At 72.4% G+C, this 19,315-nt stretch carries 17 protein-coding genes; 12 read left to right on the forward strand and 5 right to left on the reverse strand.

Annotated elements, in window-relative coordinates; genetic code table 11:
- The first annotated feature begins 70 nt into the window (after positions 1–70).
- Positions 71–2,251 carry an RNA polymerase recycling motor ATPase HelR gene (gene helR, locus IMZ35_RS17375; protein WP_199442144.1) on the forward strand — a complete coding sequence of 727 codons (2,181 nt, stop codon included), beginning with the start codon at positions 71–73 and terminating at the stop codon, positions 2,249–2,251.
- Positions 2,252–2,322: 71 nt separating this feature from the next.
- On the opposite strand, the gene IMZ35_RS17380 is transcribed toward helR, so the two are convergent.
- Both IMZ35_RS17380 and IMZ35_RS17385 read right to left on the reverse strand, forming a co-directional pair.
- Positions 2,323–3,312 carry a hypothetical protein gene (locus IMZ35_RS17380; RefSeq protein ID WP_199442145.1) on the reverse strand — a complete coding sequence of 330 codons (990 nt, stop codon included), beginning with the start codon at positions 3,310–3,312 and terminating at the stop codon, positions 2,323–2,325.
- Positions 3,309–3,821, reverse strand: a complete 513-nt coding sequence (locus IMZ35_RS17385) for a SigE family RNA polymerase sigma factor (RefSeq protein WP_307868275.1) — start codon at positions 3,819–3,821, stop codon at positions 3,309–3,311. Before IMZ35_RS17385 ends, IMZ35_RS17380 begins: the two co-directional genes overlap by 4 nt.
- Before the next feature lie 177 nt (positions 3,822–3,998).
- Between IMZ35_RS17385 and IMZ35_RS17390 the strand changes: the two genes are divergently transcribed.
- Positions 3,999–4,577 (forward strand): DUF305 domain-containing protein, encoded by a 579-nt coding sequence (locus IMZ35_RS17390; RefSeq protein ID WP_199442146.1) that lies wholly within the window; start codon positions 3,999–4,001, stop codon positions 4,575–4,577.
- A 76-nt stretch (positions 4,578–4,653) separates the two neighbouring features.
- Here the strand turns inward: IMZ35_RS17390 and IMZ35_RS17395 are convergent, their stop codons facing one another.
- Positions 4,654–5,646, reverse strand: a complete 993-nt coding sequence (locus IMZ35_RS17395; protein ID WP_307868277.1) for a helix-turn-helix domain-containing protein — start codon at positions 5,644–5,646, stop codon at positions 4,654–4,656.
- A gap of 162 nt (positions 5,647–5,808) precedes the next feature.
- Positions 5,809–7,545 carry a discoidin domain-containing protein gene (locus tag IMZ35_RS17400; protein WP_307868278.1) on the reverse strand — a complete coding sequence of 579 codons (1,737 nt, stop codon included), beginning with the start codon at positions 7,543–7,545 and terminating at the stop codon, positions 5,809–5,811.
- A gap of 430 nt (positions 7,546–7,975) precedes the next feature.
- Here IMZ35_RS17400 and IMZ35_RS17405 point away from each other — a divergent pair, with 430 nt between their 5' ends.
- The 4 genes from IMZ35_RS17405 to IMZ35_RS17420 all read left to right on the forward strand — a co-directional run bounded on the left by IMZ35_RS17405 (position 7,976) and on the right by IMZ35_RS17420 (position 12,355).
- Positions 7,976–8,842: a DUF1996 domain-containing protein gene (locus tag IMZ35_RS17405; RefSeq protein WP_199442149.1), complete on the forward strand. Its 867-nt coding sequence runs from the start codon at positions 7,976–7,978 to the stop codon at positions 8,840–8,842.
- Complete coding sequence (locus IMZ35_RS17410) at positions 8,839–9,387, forward strand: DUF305 domain-containing protein (RefSeq protein ID WP_199442150.1); 549 nt, start codon at positions 8,839–8,841, stop codon at positions 9,385–9,387. The genes IMZ35_RS17405 and IMZ35_RS17410 overlap by 4 nt, the downstream gene beginning before the upstream one ends.
- 26 nt (positions 9,388–9,413) lie before the next feature.
- Positions 9,414–10,433 (forward strand): LacI family DNA-binding transcriptional regulator, encoded by a 1,020-nt coding sequence (locus IMZ35_RS17415; protein WP_199442151.1) that lies wholly within the window; start codon positions 9,414–9,416, stop codon positions 10,431–10,433.
- 536 nt (positions 10,434–10,969) lie between these two features.
- Positions 10,970–12,355 carry a glycoside hydrolase family 6 protein gene (locus IMZ35_RS17420; protein WP_199442152.1) on the forward strand — a complete coding sequence of 462 codons (1,386 nt, stop codon included), beginning with the start codon at positions 10,970–10,972 and terminating at the stop codon, positions 12,353–12,355.
- Positions 12,356–12,382: 27 nt separating this feature from the next.
- Here the strand turns inward: IMZ35_RS17420 and IMZ35_RS17425 are convergent, their stop codons facing one another.
- A complete protein-coding gene (locus IMZ35_RS17425) occupies positions 12,383–12,598 on the reverse strand; it encodes a hypothetical protein (RefSeq protein ID WP_199442153.1) in 216 nt (71 codons plus the stop codon).
- On the opposite strand from IMZ35_RS17425, the gene IMZ35_RS17430 reads away from it, so the two are divergent.
- The 6 genes from IMZ35_RS17430 (at position 12,597) to IMZ35_RS17455 (ending at position 19,284) form a co-directional block, all read left to right on the forward strand.
- Positions 12,597–13,187 (forward strand): DinB family protein, encoded by a 591-nt coding sequence (locus IMZ35_RS17430; RefSeq protein ID WP_199442154.1) that lies wholly within the window; start codon positions 12,597–12,599, stop codon positions 13,185–13,187. The two genes, IMZ35_RS17425 and IMZ35_RS17430, sit on opposite strands and share 2 nt — an antisense overlap.
- Positions 13,188–13,231: 44 nt before the next feature.
- A complete protein-coding gene (locus IMZ35_RS17435) occupies positions 13,232–13,378 on the forward strand; it encodes a hypothetical protein (protein WP_199442155.1) in 147 nt (48 codons plus the stop codon).
- Between the two features lie 151 nt (positions 13,379–13,529).
- Positions 13,530–15,581, forward strand: a complete 2,052-nt coding sequence (locus IMZ35_RS17440) for a DNA gyrase/topoisomerase IV subunit B (protein ID WP_199442156.1) — start codon at positions 13,530–13,532, stop codon at positions 15,579–15,581.
- A gap of 32 nt (positions 15,582–15,613) precedes the next feature.
- The gene (locus tag IMZ35_RS17445) at positions 15,614–18,100 is read left to right on the forward strand and encodes a DNA gyrase/topoisomerase IV subunit A (protein ID WP_199442157.1); all 2,487 of its coding nucleotides are present in this window, start codon (positions 15,614–15,616) and stop codon (positions 18,098–18,100) included.
- A 53-nt stretch (positions 18,101–18,153) separates the two neighbouring features.
- Positions 18,154–18,384: a hypothetical protein gene (locus tag IMZ35_RS17450; RefSeq protein ID WP_199442158.1), complete on the forward strand. Its 231-nt coding sequence runs from the start codon at positions 18,154–18,156 to the stop codon at positions 18,382–18,384.
- A gap of 483 nt (positions 18,385–18,867) precedes the next feature.
- On the forward strand, positions 18,868–19,284 hold the full coding sequence (locus tag IMZ35_RS17455) for an STAS domain-containing protein (protein WP_307868280.1): 417 nt from the start codon (positions 18,868–18,870) through the stop codon (positions 19,282–19,284).
- Positions 19,285–19,315: the final 31 nt, after the last annotated feature.

The raw sequence follows: 19,315 nt of genomic DNA on the forward strand, positions 1-19,315 counted from the left end.
TCAGCGCATTCTTCTCCCGAAGACGAAGAATGCGCTGAATATGTCCTCATTCTAATGCTGTGGGGAGCCTGTGTCAATTCAGGGGTACGAAGAAGAACTGCGGTCCGAGCGCGATCGAGTGGCCGCGCTCCACGCGCGGCTCGACGCCGAACGCGCGCGGGTGAGGGAGAACTACAGCGCGGCGCTGCGGGGAGGCGGCGAGACGCTCGTCGAGCGGGACGCCGAGGTGCGCGCGCTGGCCAAGGAGGTGAGGCGGCTGGACGTGGCGGACAACGGGCTGTGCTTCGGCCGGTTGGACACCCTGTCGGGCGAACGCCACTACGTCGGCCGGATCGGCCTGTTCGACGACGAGAACGACTACGAACCGGTGCTGCTCGACTGGCGGGCACCGGCGTCGCGCGCGTTCTACGTCGCCACCGCCGCGTCCCCGGAGAACATGCGCCGCCGACGCCAGTTCCACACGCGCGGACGCCGGCTGGTCGACTTCACCGACGAGGTGCTCGGCCGCCCGAGCGGAGAGGAGAGGGGGGACGCGGCGCTGCTCGCGGCGATCGACGCGCCGCGCGGCGAGGGCATGCGCGACATCGTCGCGACGATCCAGGCCGAGCAGGACGAGATCATCCGGCTCGACCACCCCGGAGTGCTGGTGATCGAGGGCGGTCCCGGCACCGGGAAGACCGTGGTGGCGCTGCACCGCGTCGCGTACCTGCTCTACACGAAGCGGGAGCGGATGGAGCGCCACGGCGTGCTCGTGGTCGGCCCCAACCCCGCGTTCCTGAACCACATCGGCCGCGTCCTGCCGTCGTTGGGCGAGTCCGACGTGGTGTTCGCGACCACCGGCGACCTCGTGCCGGGCCTGCACGTCACGGCCGAGGACGCTCCCGAGGCCGCGCGCCTGAAGGGATCGCTGACCGTCCTGGACGTGCTCGCGGCGGCCGTCGCCGACCGGCAGCGGTTGCCGGAGGACCCGCTGCCGGTCGAACTGGCCGACGTCACGGTGCACGTCGACGCCGGGATCGCGGGGTGGGGCAGGGACGAGGCGCGCGCGAGCGGCCTGCCGCACAACGAGGCCCGCCCGGTGTTCACCGAGATCGTGGCCTGGGCGCTCGCCGAACGGGCCGTCGCCCGCATCAGCAAGGGCTGGCTGACCAGGGCGGACCGTGTGGCCTGGGAGCAGCTGCGGACCGATCTGCTCGCGGAACTGGCGCAGAGCGAGGAGTTCACCGCCGTGCTCGACCAGCTCTGGCCGGTGCTGACGCCGCAGACGCTGCTGGCACCGCTCTACGAGTCGCCCGAGCGGCTGCGCGCGGCGGGTGCCGACCAGGCGCTGCTGCGCGCCGACGGTACAGCCTGGACGGTGTCGGACGTGCCGCTGCTCGACGAACTCGTGGACCTGCTGGGGCGCGCGGACACGTCGGCGGAGCAGGCGGCCGAGCGGGAGCAGAAGGCGGAGGCCGAGTACACCGCTGGTGTGCTGGAGATCCTGTCCACGACCCGCGAGGACCTGATGGCCGACGAGGACCACCTGCTCGCGCAGGACCTGGTCTACGCCGAGGACCTGGCGGAGCGCTTCCTCGAACGCGACACCCGCGACCTGGCCGAGCGCGCCGCCGCCGACCGGGACTGGACCTACCGGCACGTCGTGGTCGACGAGGCCCAGGAACTGTCCGAGATGGACTGGCGGGTGCTGGTGCGGCGGTGTCCCGGCAAGTCCTTCACGGTGGTCGGCGATCTCGCCCAGCGCCGGTCGGTGGCCGGGGCGACGTCGTGGGGCGCGGTGCTGGACCGCTACGCGCCCGGCCGCTGGGTCCACCGGTCGCTGTCGGTGAACTACCGCACCCCGGCGGAGATCATGACCGTCGCGGCCGGCGTGCTCGCCGAGTTCGCGCCGGACGTCCGTCCGCCGGAGTCGGTCCGCGCGTGCGGCGTCCGGCCGTGGGCCAGGCGGGTCACCGAGGACGAGCTGCCGACCGCCGTCGAGGAGTTCGTGCGGGAGGAGGCCGGTCGCGAGGGGACCAGCGTCGTGATCGGGCCGCCGGACGTGCCCGGCGCGGTGCCGGCGTCGGAGACGAAGGGCCTGGAGTTCGACGCGGTCCTGGTCGTGGACCCCGAGCGGATCCTCGCCGACGGCCCGCGCGGCGCGGCCGAGCTCTACGTCGCCCTCACCCGCGCCACCCAGCGCCTCGGCGTCCTGCACCGGGGCCCGTTGCCGCAGGCGCTGAGCGTGCTCGCGGAGACCGGGGCGGCGTAGCGACCCGAGCCGCCGCGCAGTCGCGGCGCGGACCACCGGGTGTCGGCATCGGGGTCCGCGCCGCGACGGTCTCAGCGCTGCCCGAGCCAGGAGTGGTCGGGCTGCTCGCCGATGACGAGGTCCTCCGCCACCGCGACGACCTGCTCCCGCGTGAGCTGGTCCGTCGCGTCCCGCAGGACCAGCCAGCGCCCGTCGGGCAGCCGCACGCTCAGGTCGCGCGTGGCCACCCCGTCCGCGACGTACGTCCCCTCCAGGCCGCGCACCCGCACCGGTGTGCCGCCGGGACCGGCCGGACCGTCGTCGGAGACCTCCGCCGACAGCGCGGAGCGGCCGGGGTCGCCCGGTGCGACGGCCCGCACCTCGTCGACCCCGTCGGCGGGGGAGACGCCCCTGACCGCGGTGGTGTCGGCGACCAGCCCACCGGGCAGCGCGCCGAAGGCCAGGTCGGCGTGCACCCGCGCCGTTCCGTCCGGCTCCACCGAGTCGGCGATCCGCCGGGCCGCGGCGCTGGTGTCGGGCACACCGGTCACCCTGAGCTGCACCGTCGAGTCCTGGTCCGGGGTCCAGGTGACCAGAGCCGTGTCCCCGACGGTGTAGCGGTAGCCGGGAGCCTCCCCGACGGTGATCCGCTCACCGCCGGGGGGAAGGGTCTCCGGCATCTCCTCGGCACCGGGGAGCAGCGTCAGCAGGACCTCCTGACCCTGCTCGTCCGGCCGGGTCCACCCCCTCGTCTGGAGGGAGCCGTCCGCGCTGATCTCCCGGTACCGCTCGACGAAGCCGTCGGGCAGCCACGCCGGTCGCAGCGCCAGCACCGAGCCCGGAGCTGCGACCGTCACCCGCTCGGCCGGGGCGTCGGGCCGCACGATCACCCCGATCGACACGGCCAGCACGATCGCGGCGGCGGCGGCGACCAGCAGCAGCGGGGTCCGCGAACGGCGCGGGGGCGGCGCCGCGCCGAGCACGGTGCGGATGCCGACCGCCGGGTCGGGGGCCGACTCCGCGCGCCGGCGCAGCCCTCGCCTGATCAGCTCCTCGGTCTCGTCCAGCGCGAGCCTGCTCATGCCGTCCCTTCCCTTCCCGCTACCAGTCCGCCGGTGCGTTCGACCTCGCGCAGCGTCGCCAGCGCGCGGGAGATCTGGCTGCGCACGGTGCTCGTGCGGCAGCCCAGCACGGCGGCGATCTCGGCGTCGTCGCAGTTCTCGTAGTAGCGCAGCACCACGGCGGCGCGCTGCTTGCGCGGCAGGGTCGACAGGCGGGCCATCATGGCGTCGCGCTCGTCGATCTGCGCGCTGAAGTCGCCCGTCGCCGGACCGATGTCGGTCAGCACGTCTGGCGGCGACAGCACCACGTCGCGCACCGAGCGCCGCCGTCGCCACGAGAAGTACTCGTTGGTGATCATCCGACGGACGTACGGGCCGGGCGCGTCGATGCTCCCCCAGCGCGGGCGCAGCCGGATCAGCACGTCCTGCACGACGTCCTGCGCGAGGTGCGGGTCCCCGGTCAGCGCGGTCGCGTACCGCGAGAGCTCGCCGAAACGGGTCTCGACGAACTCGGTGTAGCTCGTGGGCACGAGCACTTCCTCCCCTTCGGCACACCCGAGAACACGGGTGCACCTCTCAGACGCGCCGAGCCCCCGCATCTGCTGCACGAACGCGCGCACCCGAGGACGAGGCCGCGCGGAACCGGGGTGAACCGGGTCGCGGCGCTCGCCGTACCCCTCCGTGAGGACATCACCACAGGAGGAACGATGCGGACTCGCCGACTGGCCGCGACGATCGGATTGGCAGTGACCGTGCTCGCCGGGTGCTCGGCCACGGGCGACGGGACGCCGTCCTCGCCCGCGGGAGCCGCCGCGGGCGCGGCGGTGAACTCGGGGGCCGCCGCCGCCGACATCGCCTTCTCCCAGGAGATGATCCCGCACCACCGGCAGACCCTGGAGATCGGCCGGATGGTGGCCGACCGCAGCTCCGACGCCTTCATCGAGGAGATCGTCGCCGAGATCTCGGCCGCGGAGTCCGCGGAGATCGAGACCATGAGCGGGTGGCTGCGCGAGTGGAAGCAACCGGTGCCGGAGGACACGCGGCACGGCGGGCACGACGTGCCGGGGATGCTCGGCGTCGCCGACCTGGCCGCGTTGCAGGCCGCGCCCGCCGAGGAGTTCGACCGCCTGTGGCTGGAGACGCTGACCAAGCACCTGCGCAACGGTGTGGCGATGGCGAAGGAGGTCCAGGCCGCGGGGACGCACCAGCCCACGAAGGATCTGGCGACGCAGATCGTCACCAACCAGGAGGCGACCATCGCGGAGATCGCCGCCCGCTCCCGGTAGTACGTCGTCGGCTCTCGGACGGGCGACCCGCCGACGGGTGATCGGCGGGTCGCGGACGGAGTTCTGGACCGGGCGCTCAGCGAGCCGGTTCGACGGACGCGCGCAGCGCCGCGGCCAGCCACTCGAAGGGGAACTGCTCCGGCGGCGCGTCGTTCACGGCGGTGACCAGCGCCGTGTACCGGTCGTACGGTCCCCGCGGCTCCGGCGGGGTGCGTTCCCACTCCGAGCCCGTCGCCGTGTGCTCGGCCGTCTGGAGCCGGAACTCGGGCGTGTCCGGGATGCCGGGGCCGTCCGGTGTCGCGAAGACCCCGGTCAGCCACTCGATCCACCGGTCGGCGATCTCCCGCCCCCGCGGCGAGTCCGGCGGCACCCCGTCCCGCGCCGCGTCCATCGCCGCCCCGGCGATCGGCGTGGCCGCCTCCATCCTGTCCAGCATCGGTGAGGAGGTCATCAGCGGCCCGGCTCCGGTGGTGCAGACCTCGTGCAGCTCGCGGCGCACGGCCTGCCGGACCTCGGTGTCCCGGACCAGCTCGGCCAGCTCGATCCACGCCTCCAGCTGGGCGGCGGTGGGGTGCTCGGGCAGCTCCGGCCGGGCCGCCCGCCACCACTCGACCATCCGCTCCGGCGGGTCCCAGCCGGTGGAGACCTCGGTCCAGAACTCGTCGATCAGCCGGTCGCGCTCCTCGTCCGACATGCCGGCCAGCTTGTGCATCAGCGTGACCTGCTCGGCCGTGGAGTCCTGCCGCAGGATGGTCGACAGCACCGCGCGGCGGCTGCGCAGTCGTGCCTCCTGCCGTTCCAGCAGGGCCAGGTGGGTGGCGGCCAGCTCGCGCAGCGTCGCCTCACCGGCCAGCACCCGCCGGATCTCGTCCAGACCGGCGTCGAGCTCCCGCAGCGTCCGGACCAGTTCCAGCCGGGCGACGGCCGACACGTCGTACAGGCGGTGACCCGCCGGGGTGGTGGCGGCCGGCGTGACGACACCCGCGTCCGCGTAGTACCGGACGGCGCTGACGCTCAGGCCGGTCCGCCGGGCGACATCTCCGATGGCGTACAGCTCGTTCGTGTCCACGACGCCCACTATGCGATCTCAAGCGGCTCGAGGTGCAAGTCCCCGGCGGAACCTTCGCCGGGTCCGGCCCGCGGACCTCGTCGGTCCGGCCGCGCGGTGGTCGGCGTCGCCGAGCGCGCCTCCCGGACCGTGCGGTCCGGGAGGCGCACCGCGTTCAGCACCTCACTGGAACACGCGGACGTAGTCGATCACCATGTCCTGCGGCAGCACCGTGCCCGCTCCGGGCGGACCGGGGAAGTCACCGCCGACGGCGTTGTTGAGGATGATGAAGAACGGGTGGTCGTAGACCCACGGACCCCTGGTCGTCTCCAGCTCGTCGCGGTTCACCGTGAAGAACGGTTCGCCGTCCACGGTGAAGGTCATGCGCGTGCTGTCCCAGTCCACCGCGAAGACGTGGAACGCCGCCGCGGCCGGGGCGCCCAGGTCCAGCGCCGCGCCGTACCCGCCCGCGCCGTGGTAGGCCGGGGCGTGCAGCGTGGAGTGCACGAGGTTCGGACTCCTGCCCACGTGCTCCATGACGTCGATCTCCCCGCACGCGGGCCACGGCGTCCCGCTGTCGAAGAAGTTCTGGCCCAGCAACCAGAACGCGGGCCACAGGCCCTGCGTCGAGGAGACCCTGATCCGCGCTTCGACGTGGCCGTAGGTGAAGCTGTACTTGCCCGCGGTGTTCAGCCTGGCCGAGGTGTACTGGCAGGTGGTGCTGCCGCTGATCGGGTCCGGCGGGCACGCCGAGCCGGGCGTGACCTCGCGGCGTGCCTGGAGCACCAGGTTGCCGTTGCCGTCCTGCTTCGCGTTCCGGTTGTCCGTGTAGTACTGGAGTTCGTTGTTCACACCGGGTCCGGTCTCCGGCGTCCACCTGCTCGCGTCCGGCGCGGCGCCGGCGGGGCCGTCGAACTCGTCGCTCCACACGAGACGGCCGGGGAAGTTCGGTGCGGGTGGCAGCGCGGGCGGTGCGATCGGGTCGCCGCCGGTGCCGTAGACCTGGAACTCCCACAGCGAGTAGCCGTAGCCGTTGGACCGCGCCGTGCCGTACATCCGCACGTAGCGGCCCGTGCCCGAGACGGCCAGCGTCTCCTTGAAGCCCCGGCCGGTCGTCGTGGAGTGGACGGTGCGCCAGGTGACGTCGTCGTCGGAGACCTGGATCTGGTACGCCGTGGCGAACGCCGGGTCCCACTGCAGCACGACCCGGTTGATCGTCGCCGGAGCGCCGAGGTCGATCCTGATCCACCCCGGATCGACCCAGCCGTCGGTGGAGCTGGTGGCCCAGCGCGTCGCGGGGTCGGAGTCGACCGCCTTCTCCGGTGTGCAGCCGCCGCAGTGCGCGTCGTCCTGCCGGGTGGACGCGGTGGCCGGCTTGGCGTGGGAGAGCAGCCCGCCGGGAGCGGGGCCACCGGCGCGCGTGCCGAAGACCTCGAACTCCCACAGCGAGTAGCCGTACTGCGTGGCGCGGGCGGTGGCGTCGAGCCGGACGTGGCGGCCCGTGCCGGACAGGGTGATCGTCTGCGTGCCGCCGGTGCCCGTCGTGGTGGTGTGCGCGGTGCGCCAGGACGTGCCGTCGTCGGAGAGCTGGAGGGTGAAGGCGGTGGCGTGTGCGGCCTCCCAGGTCAGCACCACCCGGTCGACGGTGTGGCGGGAGCCGAGGTCCACCTGCAACCACTGGGGGTCGGAGAACAGGCTGGACCACCGCGTGCCGGGGTCGCCGTCGACGGCGGCGGAGGCGGGGAAGGCGGCGGACTCGCTGGAGGACGCGGTGACGGGCCGTCCGCGCGAGATCAGGGGACCGGCGGCGTGTGCGACGCTCGTCGTCGAGGCCGCCTGGAGCAGTGACAGGACCACTCCGGCGACGACACCGAGCACCGCGAGGCGGCGCCGGTGGCGGGCTGGTCGGGACGTGAGCACGGCGACTCCTTGCGGGAGGGCAGGGTGGTTCCAGCCGTCGACTCGGCGGGAACGGGGGAGGAGCGTGCGAGAGCGCTCTCTTCCGAGAGTGGTCCGCCCGGTTCGCCCCGTCAAGACGGGCACGGCATTTCCGGTACGCCTCGGCGGGGCCACGACGAACGGGCGCTTCACCGGCGCCGTGCACCGATCCGGTGCGGAACCACCGTTGTCCGACCATCGGCAGATCATCGTGCGCCTCTGCTGAGAGAGCGCTCTCTCGATTGCGGGACCGCAGTTGCCCCGTTCGGCTCAGCGCGGTGCCCGCGAGGTCCGGAACTCGTTGTCGGCGTTGACACCGCCGAACGGAGCGCGTCACACTCGGGGTGCGAGAGCGCTCTCTCAGGTCGCCGCCGAGACCGGGACCCCACGACCTCAGAGGGAGTTCACCTCAATGGAGAAGAAGACACGCACACGGCAGTTCGGCCTGCACGTCGCGGTGGTCACCGCTCTCGTCGGAGCGGCGCTGTCGGCGTCCGTCAGCACACCGGGACCGGCGAAGGCCGAACCGGTGCGGGTGGCGGAGTTCCTCGCGGACTGCCGGCTCAGCCACCGGCTTCCCGACGACCCCATCGTGCTGCCCGGTCTGCCCGGTGCCTCGCACTCGCACGACTTCTTCGGCAACCACGCCACCGACGCGCACTCCGACCACGCGAGCCTCGCGCGCGCCACCGGCAACTGCGACCCCGTCGTGGACCTGTCCTCGTACTGGGTGCCGACGCTCTACGACGGCGCGACCGCCGTGCCGCCGACCGGGATCACCTTCTACTACCTGGGCGAGGGCGTGAACGCCCCCGCCGCCATCCGCCCGACCCCGGTGGGACTCAAGATCGTGGCGGGCAACGCGAGGGCCACCGGCGAGGCGGACAGCACGGCCCGCTGGTCCTGTCTGCACCACGGCGAGGTCAACCCCTCGAAGAACTTCGTCACCTGTCCCCGCGACTCCATGCTGGAGACCTACCTGGACTTCCCGCAGTGCTGGAACGGCCGCGACCTGGACTCCGCCGACCACAAGAGCCACATGACGACCCCGGTGGCGGGCAACTGCCCGTCGACGCACCCGGTGCCGGTGCCGAAGCTGCGCATGGTGCTGCGCTACCCGGTCACCGGTGACGGCGCGCGGCTGCGACTGTCCTCGGGACCCGGCTACACGATGCACGGCGACTTCTTCAACGTGTGGCCAGCCGCCGAGATGGAGCGGCGCGTCCGCAACTGCATCAACGTGGTCCTCAAGTGCGGCCACGACGGACAGCACGGATGAGTGCGCTCCGCCTGCTGACCGCGTCCCTCGCGCTCGCCCTGGCGGCGTGCGGGACGCCGACGCCGACGCCGGAGCCGGTGCCCTCCAGCACCGGCTCCGGCCGGTTCGGCCCGACCGACGTCGCGTTCGCCGAGCTGTCCGTCGCGACCGGCGAGCAGGCGGTGCGTCTGGCGGACCTGGGGAGCCGCCGCGCGACCGGTCCCGCGCTGCGCTCGCTCGCCGCGGACACCGCCGCGGCTCGCCGCGCCGAGCTGACGGAGCTGCGCGGGCTGCTCGCGGCGGCGGCCGTGCCGTACGCGGACCAGCACCGGGGGCACGACATGCCGGGGATGCCCACCGACGTGGAGCTGGACGCGCTCGGCGCGGCCGGAGCGGACTTCGACCTCCGGTTCACCACGGCGCTGCGCGCCCACCTGGAGGAGTCGGCGACGGTGGTGGCGTCCGCGGTGGACTCCCCCGCGAGCGCGCCGGAGACGGTGGAGCTGGCCGAGCGGATGCGGCGCGACCGGCACGCCCTGCTGGAGCGGCTGAACCGGCTCGGCTGAGCGGAGCGGCCTGGTAAGAAGAACGCGTGCCCGCCGATCGTCCCGCCCCGCCCAGACCCGCCACCCTGGACGAGGTCGCACGCGTCGCGGGCGTCTCCAGGGCCACCGTCTCCAGGGTCGTCAACGGCGTCGCCACCGTGGACGCGGCGCTGCGGCGCACCGTCGAGCGGGCGATCTCCACGACCGGGTACCTGCCCAACAGCGCGGCGAGGTCGCTGGTCACCCGGCGGGCCGGGTCGATCGCGCTGGTGCTGCCCGAGCAGGGCCGGATGCTCGGCGATCCGTTCTTCGGCCGGGTGGTCGACGGGGTGCTCGGCGTCGTGCGACCGCGCGGGGTGCACCTGGTGCTCACGACGGCCGGACCCGGCACGGGGGAGCAGGTCGTCGCCGACCTGCGGCAGGGGAGGCTCGACGGCGCCGTGCTGATCCACACCCACTCCGCCGATCCGCTGCCCGCGTTGCTGACCGCCTCGCGCCTGCCCGTGGTCCTGTCCGGCCGTCCGGCGACGCCGACGGCGATCACCTGGGTCGACGTGAACCAGACCGCGGGGGCCGCGCTCGCCGCCGACCACATCGCCGCGCGGGGCCGCCGCCGGGTGGCGACGATCTCCGGGCCGCTGGACACCCCGGCGGGGCAGGACCGGCTCGCGGGCTTCCGCGCGGCGATGGCGGCGCACGGCCTGCCGGACGTGCCGCACGCGGAGGGCGCGTTCACCGGGGAGAGCGGCGCGGCGGCGGTGGAGCGCCTGCTGGCCGAGCACCCCGACGTCGACGGCCTGTTCGTCGCCTCGGACCTGATGGCCCACGGCGCGCTGCCCGTGCTGCGCCGCCACGGCCGCCGCGTGCCCGACGACGTCGTCGTGGTGGGCTTCGACGACAGCAGCTCCGCACTGGCGTGCGACCCGCCCCTGACGACCGTGCGCCAGCCCGTCGAGGACATGGCCGCGGAGATGGCCCGCCTCCTGCTGGACCAGGTGGACCAGCCCGGCCGCCCGGCCCGCTCGGTGGTGTTCGCCCCGACCCTGGTGGTCCGCGAGTCCAGCTGACCCGCGAGTGGAGCGTTCGAGCACCCCGAGTTGAGCGTTCGAGCACTCCGAGCGGAGCGTTCGAGCACCTCGAGCGGAGCGTTCGAACAGGTCGGCCGATCCGGCGGCGCTGAAGTGGAGGACTTCGCCCGCGGAAACGTTCGATCCGTTCCGTTCGACGATTCGACCGACGTCATCGACGGAGACGTTACCGATCTCGGACTTTTGTGTCCGACTTGTTACACAGTCCTGTGTGGGAGCGATTCCAGGAAACGGACGTCAAGGCCGTCACCTGGCATTCTGCGGAAAGTGGATCTTTCGGCGGCACCGCGCCCCGGCGGTCGGGCGCCCGCCGAGCGGCTCGTCTCGTTCAACCCGCTCTGACCTGCGAACTCCAGTGGTGCCAGTGATCTTCGAACGCGGGAACGAATGATCGCGACTCAGCTTCACAGTCCGTGAGCACGTTGCTACGGTCATTTCTGGGAGCGCTCCCAGTAGTCCGTCGAGGTGCAGGTCGCCTCGGACAACGATGTCGCGATTACGATCAAGGAGCTCAGATGAGATTGTCCACGGCCCTTCGGGGCGGCGGTGCTCTGCGGCGAGGAGCGGCCGCCGCGGCGGCGGTGCTCTGCGCCGCGGGAATGGTGCTGACTGCCGGTGGCGCGGCCTCGGGAGATCCGGCGTCGCAGCTCGCCGCACGCGTCGACAACCCGTACTCCGGGGCCAAGGTCTACGTGAACCCCGAGTGGGCGGCCAAGGCCAGGGGCGACGGCGGCGCGGCCATCGCCAACCAGCCCACCTTCGTCTGGATGGACCGCATCGCGGCCATCAACGGCGTCAACGGCGGCATGGGCCTGCGCGCCCACCTCGACGAGGCGCTGAACCAGGCGGGTGGGCAGCCCCTGGTGTTCCAGGTGGTCATCTACAACCTGCCCGGCCGCGACTGCTCCGCCCTGGCCTCCAACGGTGAGCTGAAGCCCGACGAACTGCCCAAGTACAAGTCGGAGTTCATCGACCCGATCGCCGCGATCCTCGGCGACGCGAAGTACGCGAACCTGCGCATCTCGACCGTCATCGAGATCGACTCGCTGCCGAACCTCGTGACCAACACCGGCAGCCGCCCCACGGCCAAGCCCGAGTGCGACGTCATGAAGGCCAACGGCAACTACGTGAAGGGCATCGGCTACGCCCTGTCGAAGTTCGGCGCGATCGAGAACGTCTACAACTACATCGACGCCGCGCACCACGGCTGGATCGGCTGGGACGACAACTTCACCACCTCCGCCCAGCTCTTCGCCGAGGCCGCCAGGGCCGAGGGCAGCACGGTCGACAACGTGACCGGCTTCATCACCAACACCGCGAACTACGGTGTGCTCAAGGAGCCGAACTACACGATCAACGACAGCGTGAACGGCACCTCGGTGCGCCAGGCCAAGTGGGTCGACTGGAACCGCTACGTCGACGAGCTGAGCTTCGCGCAGGCCTTCCGCACGCAGCTCGTCTCCGCCGGCTTCCGGTCGGACATCGGCATGATGATCGACACCTCCCGCAACGGCTGGGGCGGCGCGCAGCGCCCGACCGGACCGGGGCCGAGGACCAGCGTGGACGCCTTCGTGGACGGCGGTCGCCTCGACCGGCGCATCCACCTCGGCAACTGGTGCAACCAGTCCGGGGCCGGGATCGGCGAGCGTCCGAAGGCCGCACCCGCCTCGGGCATCGACGCCTACGTGTGGGTCAAGCCTCCGGGCGAGTCCGACGGCGCGAGCCGGCAGATCGACAACGACGAGGGCAAGGGCTTCGACCGGATGTGCGACCCGACCTACGGGGGCAACGCGCTCAACGGCAACAACATGTCCGGCGCCCTCGCCGACGCACCGCTGTCCGGCCACTGGTTCTCCGCGCAGTTCCGGCAGCTGATCCAGAACGCCTACCCGCCGCTGTAGGGCGGGTGGTGCGGGGCGCGGCGACGTTCAGGGCCGCCGCGCCCCGAGGGCCCCGGCAGGGCACGGCGTGCGGACGGGACGAACTCCCCGCCCGCACGCCCGTCCGCCTCCGGGCCGGTGCTCCCCGGTGACGGCGGCTCCGGCGAGCACCGGCCCGGAGCGCGACACGAGGAGGCACCCGGCGACGGGGGCCTCCTCGTTCGCCGTCGCCCCGTCGGTGCCGGGTGGGAGGCTGTCGGCCATGACCGGATCCGACCCCAAGACGGACCTGCTCCGCTACCTCCAGAGCGCTCGCGACGCCCTGCTGTGGAAGCTCGACGGGCTCTCCGAGTACGACGCCCGCCGTCCTCTCACCCCCACCGGCACCAACCTGCTCGGCCTCGTCAAACACGTCGCGAGCTGCGAGTTCGCCTACTTCGGCGACACCTTCGGCCGCCCCGGCGGCGAACCGCTGCCCTGGTGGGACGACGACGCGGAGCCCAACGCCGACATGTGGGCCACCCCCGAGGAGTCCCGCGAGGACGTCGTCGGCCTCTACCACCGGGCGTGGGCGCACTCCGACGCCACCGTCGCCGCGCTCGACCTCGACTCGCCCGGTCGCGTGCCCCACTGGCCCGAGCCCCGCGACTCGGTGACCCTGCACCTGGTCCTCGTCCACGTGATCGCCGAGACCCACCGCCACGCGGGGCACGCCGACATCCTCCGCGAACTCGTCGACGGAACCGCGGGCCTGCGCCCCGGCAACGACAACCTGGCCCCCGGCGACCGGACGTGGTGGCGGAACCACCGCGCCCGGCTGGAGCAGGCGGCCCGCGACGCCGACCGCCGCTGACCGCGCACCGCTTCCACCGTCCGCCGGCAGCGGCACGACGGGCGGTGGAGCTGGAGCCCCTCCTCGACCTCGCCGCCGACCTGCTCGCCGTCGAGTCCACGGCGGACCGCTCCGACGAGCCGCACCGCGCCCTCGCCCGCTTCCCGCTCTCCCCGGAAACCCCGCACCGCACCGCACCGAACGCCCGGTGAACGGGCACCCCCGCGGTCACCCCGGTCACGAACACGAGGAACTGTCGGGGGACGCGGATACGCTCCAGTACCGTTGACCGCTGGTCGGCGGCACGCGGGACCGCCGATCGCCGAGGACACCCGCGCCCGCGATTCAGGGAGACAAGACCCGGTGACTGCTGAGACGCTCTACGGGGCCGACGACCTCACGCACCTCGAAGGTCTCGAAGCCGTGCGCAAGCGACCCGGCATGTACATCGGGTCCACCGACAGCCGCGGCATCAACCACCTCTTCACCGAGGTCGTCGACAACTCCACGGACGAAGGCGTGGCAGGCCACGCCACCAGGATCGTCGTCACCCTGCACGCCGACGGCAGCGTCCAGGTCGACGACGACGGACGCGGCATCCCCACCGGCGTCCACGCCAAGTCCGGCCTGTCCGGCGTCGAACTCGTCCTCACCCGCCTGCACGCCGGCGGCAAGTTCGGCGGTTCCGGCTACAAGACCTCCGGCGGCCTGCACGGCGTCGGCGCCTCCGCGGTCAACGCCCTCTCCCACCGCTTCGACGTCACGGTCAAGCGCGAGGGCTCCGTCCACGAGATGTCCTTCGCCCACGGCGTGCCCGGCGTCTTCGACGGCCCCGGCCCCAAGGCGCCCTTCACCCGCCGCTCCGGCCTCACCGTCACCCGCAGGACGAAGCGCGGCGAGGCCACCGGCACCTCCATCCGCTACTGGTACGACGCCCGCTACTTCGAGAACGGCGCCACCCTCGACGTCGACGGCGTCCGCGCCAAGCTCCGCAACACCGCCTTCCTCGTGCCCGGCGTCACCTACGTCCTGCGCACCGCCACCGACGGCGCCATCGGCGAGGAGACGTTCCACTACCCCCACGGCCTCGCCGACATGGTCGAGTTCCTCACCCCCGCTGGCGAGAAGCCCGTCTCCGGCGTCCTGCTCGTCACCGGCGACGGCACCTACCTGGAGAACGCCGCCGACGAGAACGGCGTCATGCGCTCCAAGGTCCAGCGCCACGCCGAGGTCGAGGTCGCCCTCCGCTGGGGCACCGGCTACGAGCGCACCGTCGAGTGCTTCACCAACACCATCCGCAACGTCCACGGCGGCACCCACCGCAGGGGCTTCGACCGCGCCGTCGTCAAGGCCCTGCACGACGCCATCGGCAAGACCCGCGGCCTCCTCAAGGCCAAGGAGGACCCGCCCACGATCGAGGACGTCCTCGAGGGCATGACCGCCGTCGTCCACGTCCGCGTGCCCGAACCCCAGTTCACCTCGCAGACCAAGGACGAACTGTCCACCGCGGGCATCACCAAGGTCGTCCAGACCGTCGTGGAACGCCACCTCAAGGAGTGGACCGAGGACCGCAGGACCAAGGTCGAGGCCAAGACCGTCCTGCAGAAGGTCGTCGACGCCTCCCGCGTCCGCCTCGCGCAGAAGCAGCAGAAGGACGCGGCCCGCCGCAAGACCGCCCTCGAGGGCGCGGCGATGCCGCCGAAGCTCGTCGACTGCCGCGCCACGGGCATCTCGCGGAGCGAACTCTTCCTCGTGGAGGGCGATTCGGCGCTGGGCTCGGCCCGAATGGCGCGCGTGTCCGAGTACCAGGCGCTGCTGCCCCTGCGCGGAAAGATCCTCAACGTGCAGAAGGCCAACATCGCCGACACGTTGAAGAACGCCGAGATCGCCTCCATCGTGCAAGTCCTCGGCGCCGGTTCCGGCCGCACCTTCGACCTGTCCACCATGCGCTACGGCCGGGTCATCCTGATGGCGGACGCCGACGTCGACGGCTCCCACATCCGCACACTGCTGATCACCCTGTTCGCCAAGTACATGCGCCCCGTCATCGAGGACGGACGCCTCTACGCGGCCATGCCGCCCCTGCACAAGGTCGTCACCAGGGGGCGCAACCCGGAGACCCGGTTCACCTTCACCCAGCGCGAGATGGAGCAGACCGTCGCGCGACTGGAGAAGGCGGGCAAGCAGGTCGTCACCCCCGTGCCCCGGTTCAAGGGCCTGGGCGAGATGGACGCCGACGAGCTCTGGGACACCACGATGAACCCGGCGACCCGCTCGGTCCGCCGGATCACCCTCGACGACGCCGAGGCCGCCGAATCCGCGCTGGAACTGCTCATGGGCGAGAAGGTCGAGCCGCGCCGCGCGTGGCTGGTCGACTCCGCCGCACGGGTGGACCAGGCCGCGATCGACGTCTGACGGGCACGCACACCGAGAGAGAGCACGCAGTCATGGCACGCCGCAAGGCCACCACGAGCAAGGTCGACCCCTCCGCCTTCGACCAGGCCGGGGCGAAGGTCTTCGACAACCCGCTGAAGACCGAGATCGAGGACTCCTACCTGGAGTACGCCTACTCGGTCATCCACTCGCGCGCGCTGCCCGACGCGCGGGACGGCCTCAAGCCCGTCCACCGCCGCATCCTGTACTCCATGAACGAGCAGGGGTACCGCCCCACTCACGCCTACGTGAAGTCGTCGCGCGTGGTCGGCGACACGATGGGCAAGTTTCACCCGCACGGTGACACGGCCATCTACGACGCGATGGTGCGGCTCGCTCAGGACTTCTCCATGAACGCGCCGCTGATCGACGGGCACGGCAACTTCGGCAGCCCGGACGACGGCCCGGCGGCGAGCCGGTACACCGAGGCGAGGATGTCGTCCGAGGCGATGTTGCTGGTCGGTGAGCTGGGCGAGGACACGGTCGACTTCCGGCCGAACTACGACGGATCGCTCCAGGAACCGACGGTGCTGCCGGCGGCGTTCCCGAACCTGCTGGTGAACGGGACGTCGGGCATCGCGGTCGGCATGGCGACGAACATGATCCCGCACAACCTGGGCGAGGTCGTGGGGGCGGCGCGGTGGCTCATCACGCACCCCGGCGCGACGCTCGACAAGCTGATGGAGTTCGTGCCGGGGCCGGACCTGCCGACGGGCGGGGCGCTGCTGGGGCTGGACGAGGTGCGCAAGGCGTACGAGACGGGCCGCGGCGTGGTGCGGATGCGGGCGAAGGTGCAGATCGGTCTGCTGGAGGGCAGCCGGGGACGGCAGGCGATCACGGTGACGGAACTGCCCTACGGGGTGGGGCCGGAGAAGGTGATCGAGAAGATCACCGACGAGGTGAACAAGTCCAAGCGGCTGACCGGGATCGCGGACGTCAAGGACCTGACGGACCGGGAGAACGGCACGCGCCTGGTGGTGGAGTGCAAGGTCGGGGTCAACCCGCAGGCGCTGCTGGCGGACCTGTACCGGTTGACGCCGCTGGAGCAGTCGTTCGGCATCAACAACCTGGTGCTGGTGGAGGGGCAGCCGCAGACGCTGGGGTTGAAGGCGCTGCTGGAGGTGTTCCTGGCGCACCGGTACGAGGTGGTGACGCGGCGCACGAGGTACCGCCGGCGCAAGCGGGAGGACCGGTTGCACCTGGTGGAGGGCCTGCTGAAGGCGCTCGTGGACATCGACGAGGTGATCCGGCTGATCCGGGGCAGCGAGAACGCCCAGGAGGCGAAGGACGGCCTCGTGAGCCGTTTCCGGCTGTCGGAGGTGCAGGCCGCCTACATCCTGGACACGCCGCTGCGTCGGCTGACGAAGTTCGACAAGATCGAACTGGAGTCGGAGCAGGAGCGGTTGCGCGCGGAGATCACCGAGCTGTCGAAGATCCTGGACGACGAGTCGGTGCTGCGCAAGGTGGTGTCGGCGGAGCTGGCGGCGGTGGCGAAGGAGCTGGCGGTGCCGCGGCGGACGTCGCTGATCGACGGTGATCTGAAGGAGGTCCTGGCGGCGTCGAGGCCCGCGGGTCCGCTGGAGGTGGCCGACGATCCGTGTCAGGTGGTGCTGTCGGCGACGGGGCTGGTGGCGCGGACGGCGGCGGAGTCGGAGGAGGCGTCGGAGGCTCGGCGGCGCAACGGGCGGACGAAGCACGACGCGGTGCGGGCGCTGGTGCACTCGACGGCGCGCGGGCAGGTGCTGCTGGTGACGAGCCGGGGCCGGGCGTTCAAGACGGACGTGCTGCCGCTGCCGGTGCTGCCGGAGCAGAGCGGGACGGTGTCGCTGAGCGGTGGCATGGCGGCGAGCGAGCTGGCTCCCCTGGAGAAGGGGGAGCGGGTCGTGGGCATCGCGCCGCTGGGTGAGCAGGCGGCGGAATCGCCGGGACTGGCGCTGGGGACGCGGTCGGGTGTGGTGAAGGTGTGCGCGCCGGAGTGGCCGGTGCGGTCGGACGAGTTCGAGGTGATCACCCTCAAGGAGGGTGACGAGGTCGTCGGGGCGACGTGGCTGGGTGACGGGACCGAGGGGGCGGTGTTCGTGACGTCGGAGGCGTCGCTGCTGCGGTACCCGGTGTCCCTGGTGCGTCCGCAGGGGTTGCGCGGTGGTGGTGTGGCCGGTGTGAACGTCGGTGGTGACGCCGAGGTGGTGTTCTTCGACGTGGTGCGGACGGACGACGAGGCGCACGGTGAGCCGGTGGTGGTGACGTCGACGGGGTCGTCGGTGAAGGTGACGCCCTTCGCGGAGTTCCCCGCCAAGGGTCGTGCGACGGGTGGTGTGCGGGCGCACCGCTTCGTGAAGGGCGAGTCGCGGCTGGTGCTGGCGTGGGTGGGGTCGCGTCCGGCGGGTGCGACGGATCGGGGTGCTCCGGTGGAGCTGCCGACGGTCGATCCGCGGCGGGACGGTTCTGGTGCGCCGCATCCGGGTCCGGACGTGGTGGGTCACCTGATCGAGAGGACCTGACGGCGCGTCCTCGCGACGCGCGGTGGAGGCGGGGGTGCGGCAGAGTGGAACGCATGATGCCAGGAGAGGACGAGATCACGGCCCGCGCCCACCTGCTGCCGGAGGAGGAGTCCGCCGGTGGCAGTGCTGATCCGCGGGCTCAGGCGGCGGCGATCCTGCGGGAGTCGGAGGAGCGGGTGAACGCGCCGAGCTACGCCCCGACGGACGCGTCGGGGCCGGAGCGGGAGGACGTCGAGGTGCACGAGCACCGGCGTTCGGAGGACGTGACCGACACCGACGGGTGAGGCCGTGCGGTTGTGCGGTGGGCGGGACCGCGGCACGCGGAGACGTGGCCGCGGTGCCCGCCCTTCGTCGTGTCCGGGCCGTCTGATCGCCGCCGACGCGACCGCCGCGGCGGTGCGGAGGTCCGTGCCGCCACGGGCGCGGGACCGCCGGGCCGGGCCGCCCGATCGCCGCCCGGCCGGGCGGCGAGCCGCTCGGACCGGCGCGTCCGCTCGGGACCACTGTGGACCGAGCGGACACGTCTCGTCCACAGTGGACGACGTGACGTCGTGCACCTTTCGGGTGTTCCTGACCGGGCGGTGTCGGCGAGAGGTACCGGCAGGGGCTAAGCTCTGCGCAGCACTCCGTGAAGGCCCGCTCGACCGGCCGGTTCGTCGAGTGGTGCGACTTCCAGAACGCCTCTTCCGCCGCGCGGCCAGCACGCTCGTCGTGCCCGTGCTGGCGGTTCTCCCGCACCCGTCCCCGTCTCGTCAGGAGAACTCATCGTGATCACCGCCCGCCCCGTCTCCCTGCTGTCCCGTCGCGCCCGCTCCGCGTCCGGTGTCACCTCGGCGTTCCGCGGCCGTGCGGTCGTCCTGCGCGCGAGGGGCGCCGTCGACGCGGGCACCATCGCCGCGCTGCGCGAGCAGATCGTCTTCGCGCTCGTGGTCTCCCAGCGGTTCTCGCCCTTGATCGTTGATCTGTCCGAAGTGGACTTCCTCGGCTCCGCCGGCCTCGCGCTGCTCGCCGAGATCGACGGCCAGTGCCGGGAGGACGGCCGCCCGTTCGCCCTCGTCGGCCGGGGCCGCGCCGTGCGCCGCGCACTGCACGTCGGCGGGCTGGCCGAGGTGCTGGAGGTCTGCGCCACCGTCGACGAGGCGCTCGTCTCCTGCGACCTCCAGGTGGAACGCGCCAGCGCCTGACCCGCCGGTGCAGCGCTCCGGCGTTCGGCGG

Origin of the sequence: Umezawaea beigongshangensis, from assembly GCF_016464305.1 — a bacterium.
Lineage (GTDB): Bacteria > Actinomycetota > Actinomycetes > Mycobacteriales > Pseudonocardiaceae > Umezawaea_A > Umezawaea_A beigongshangensis.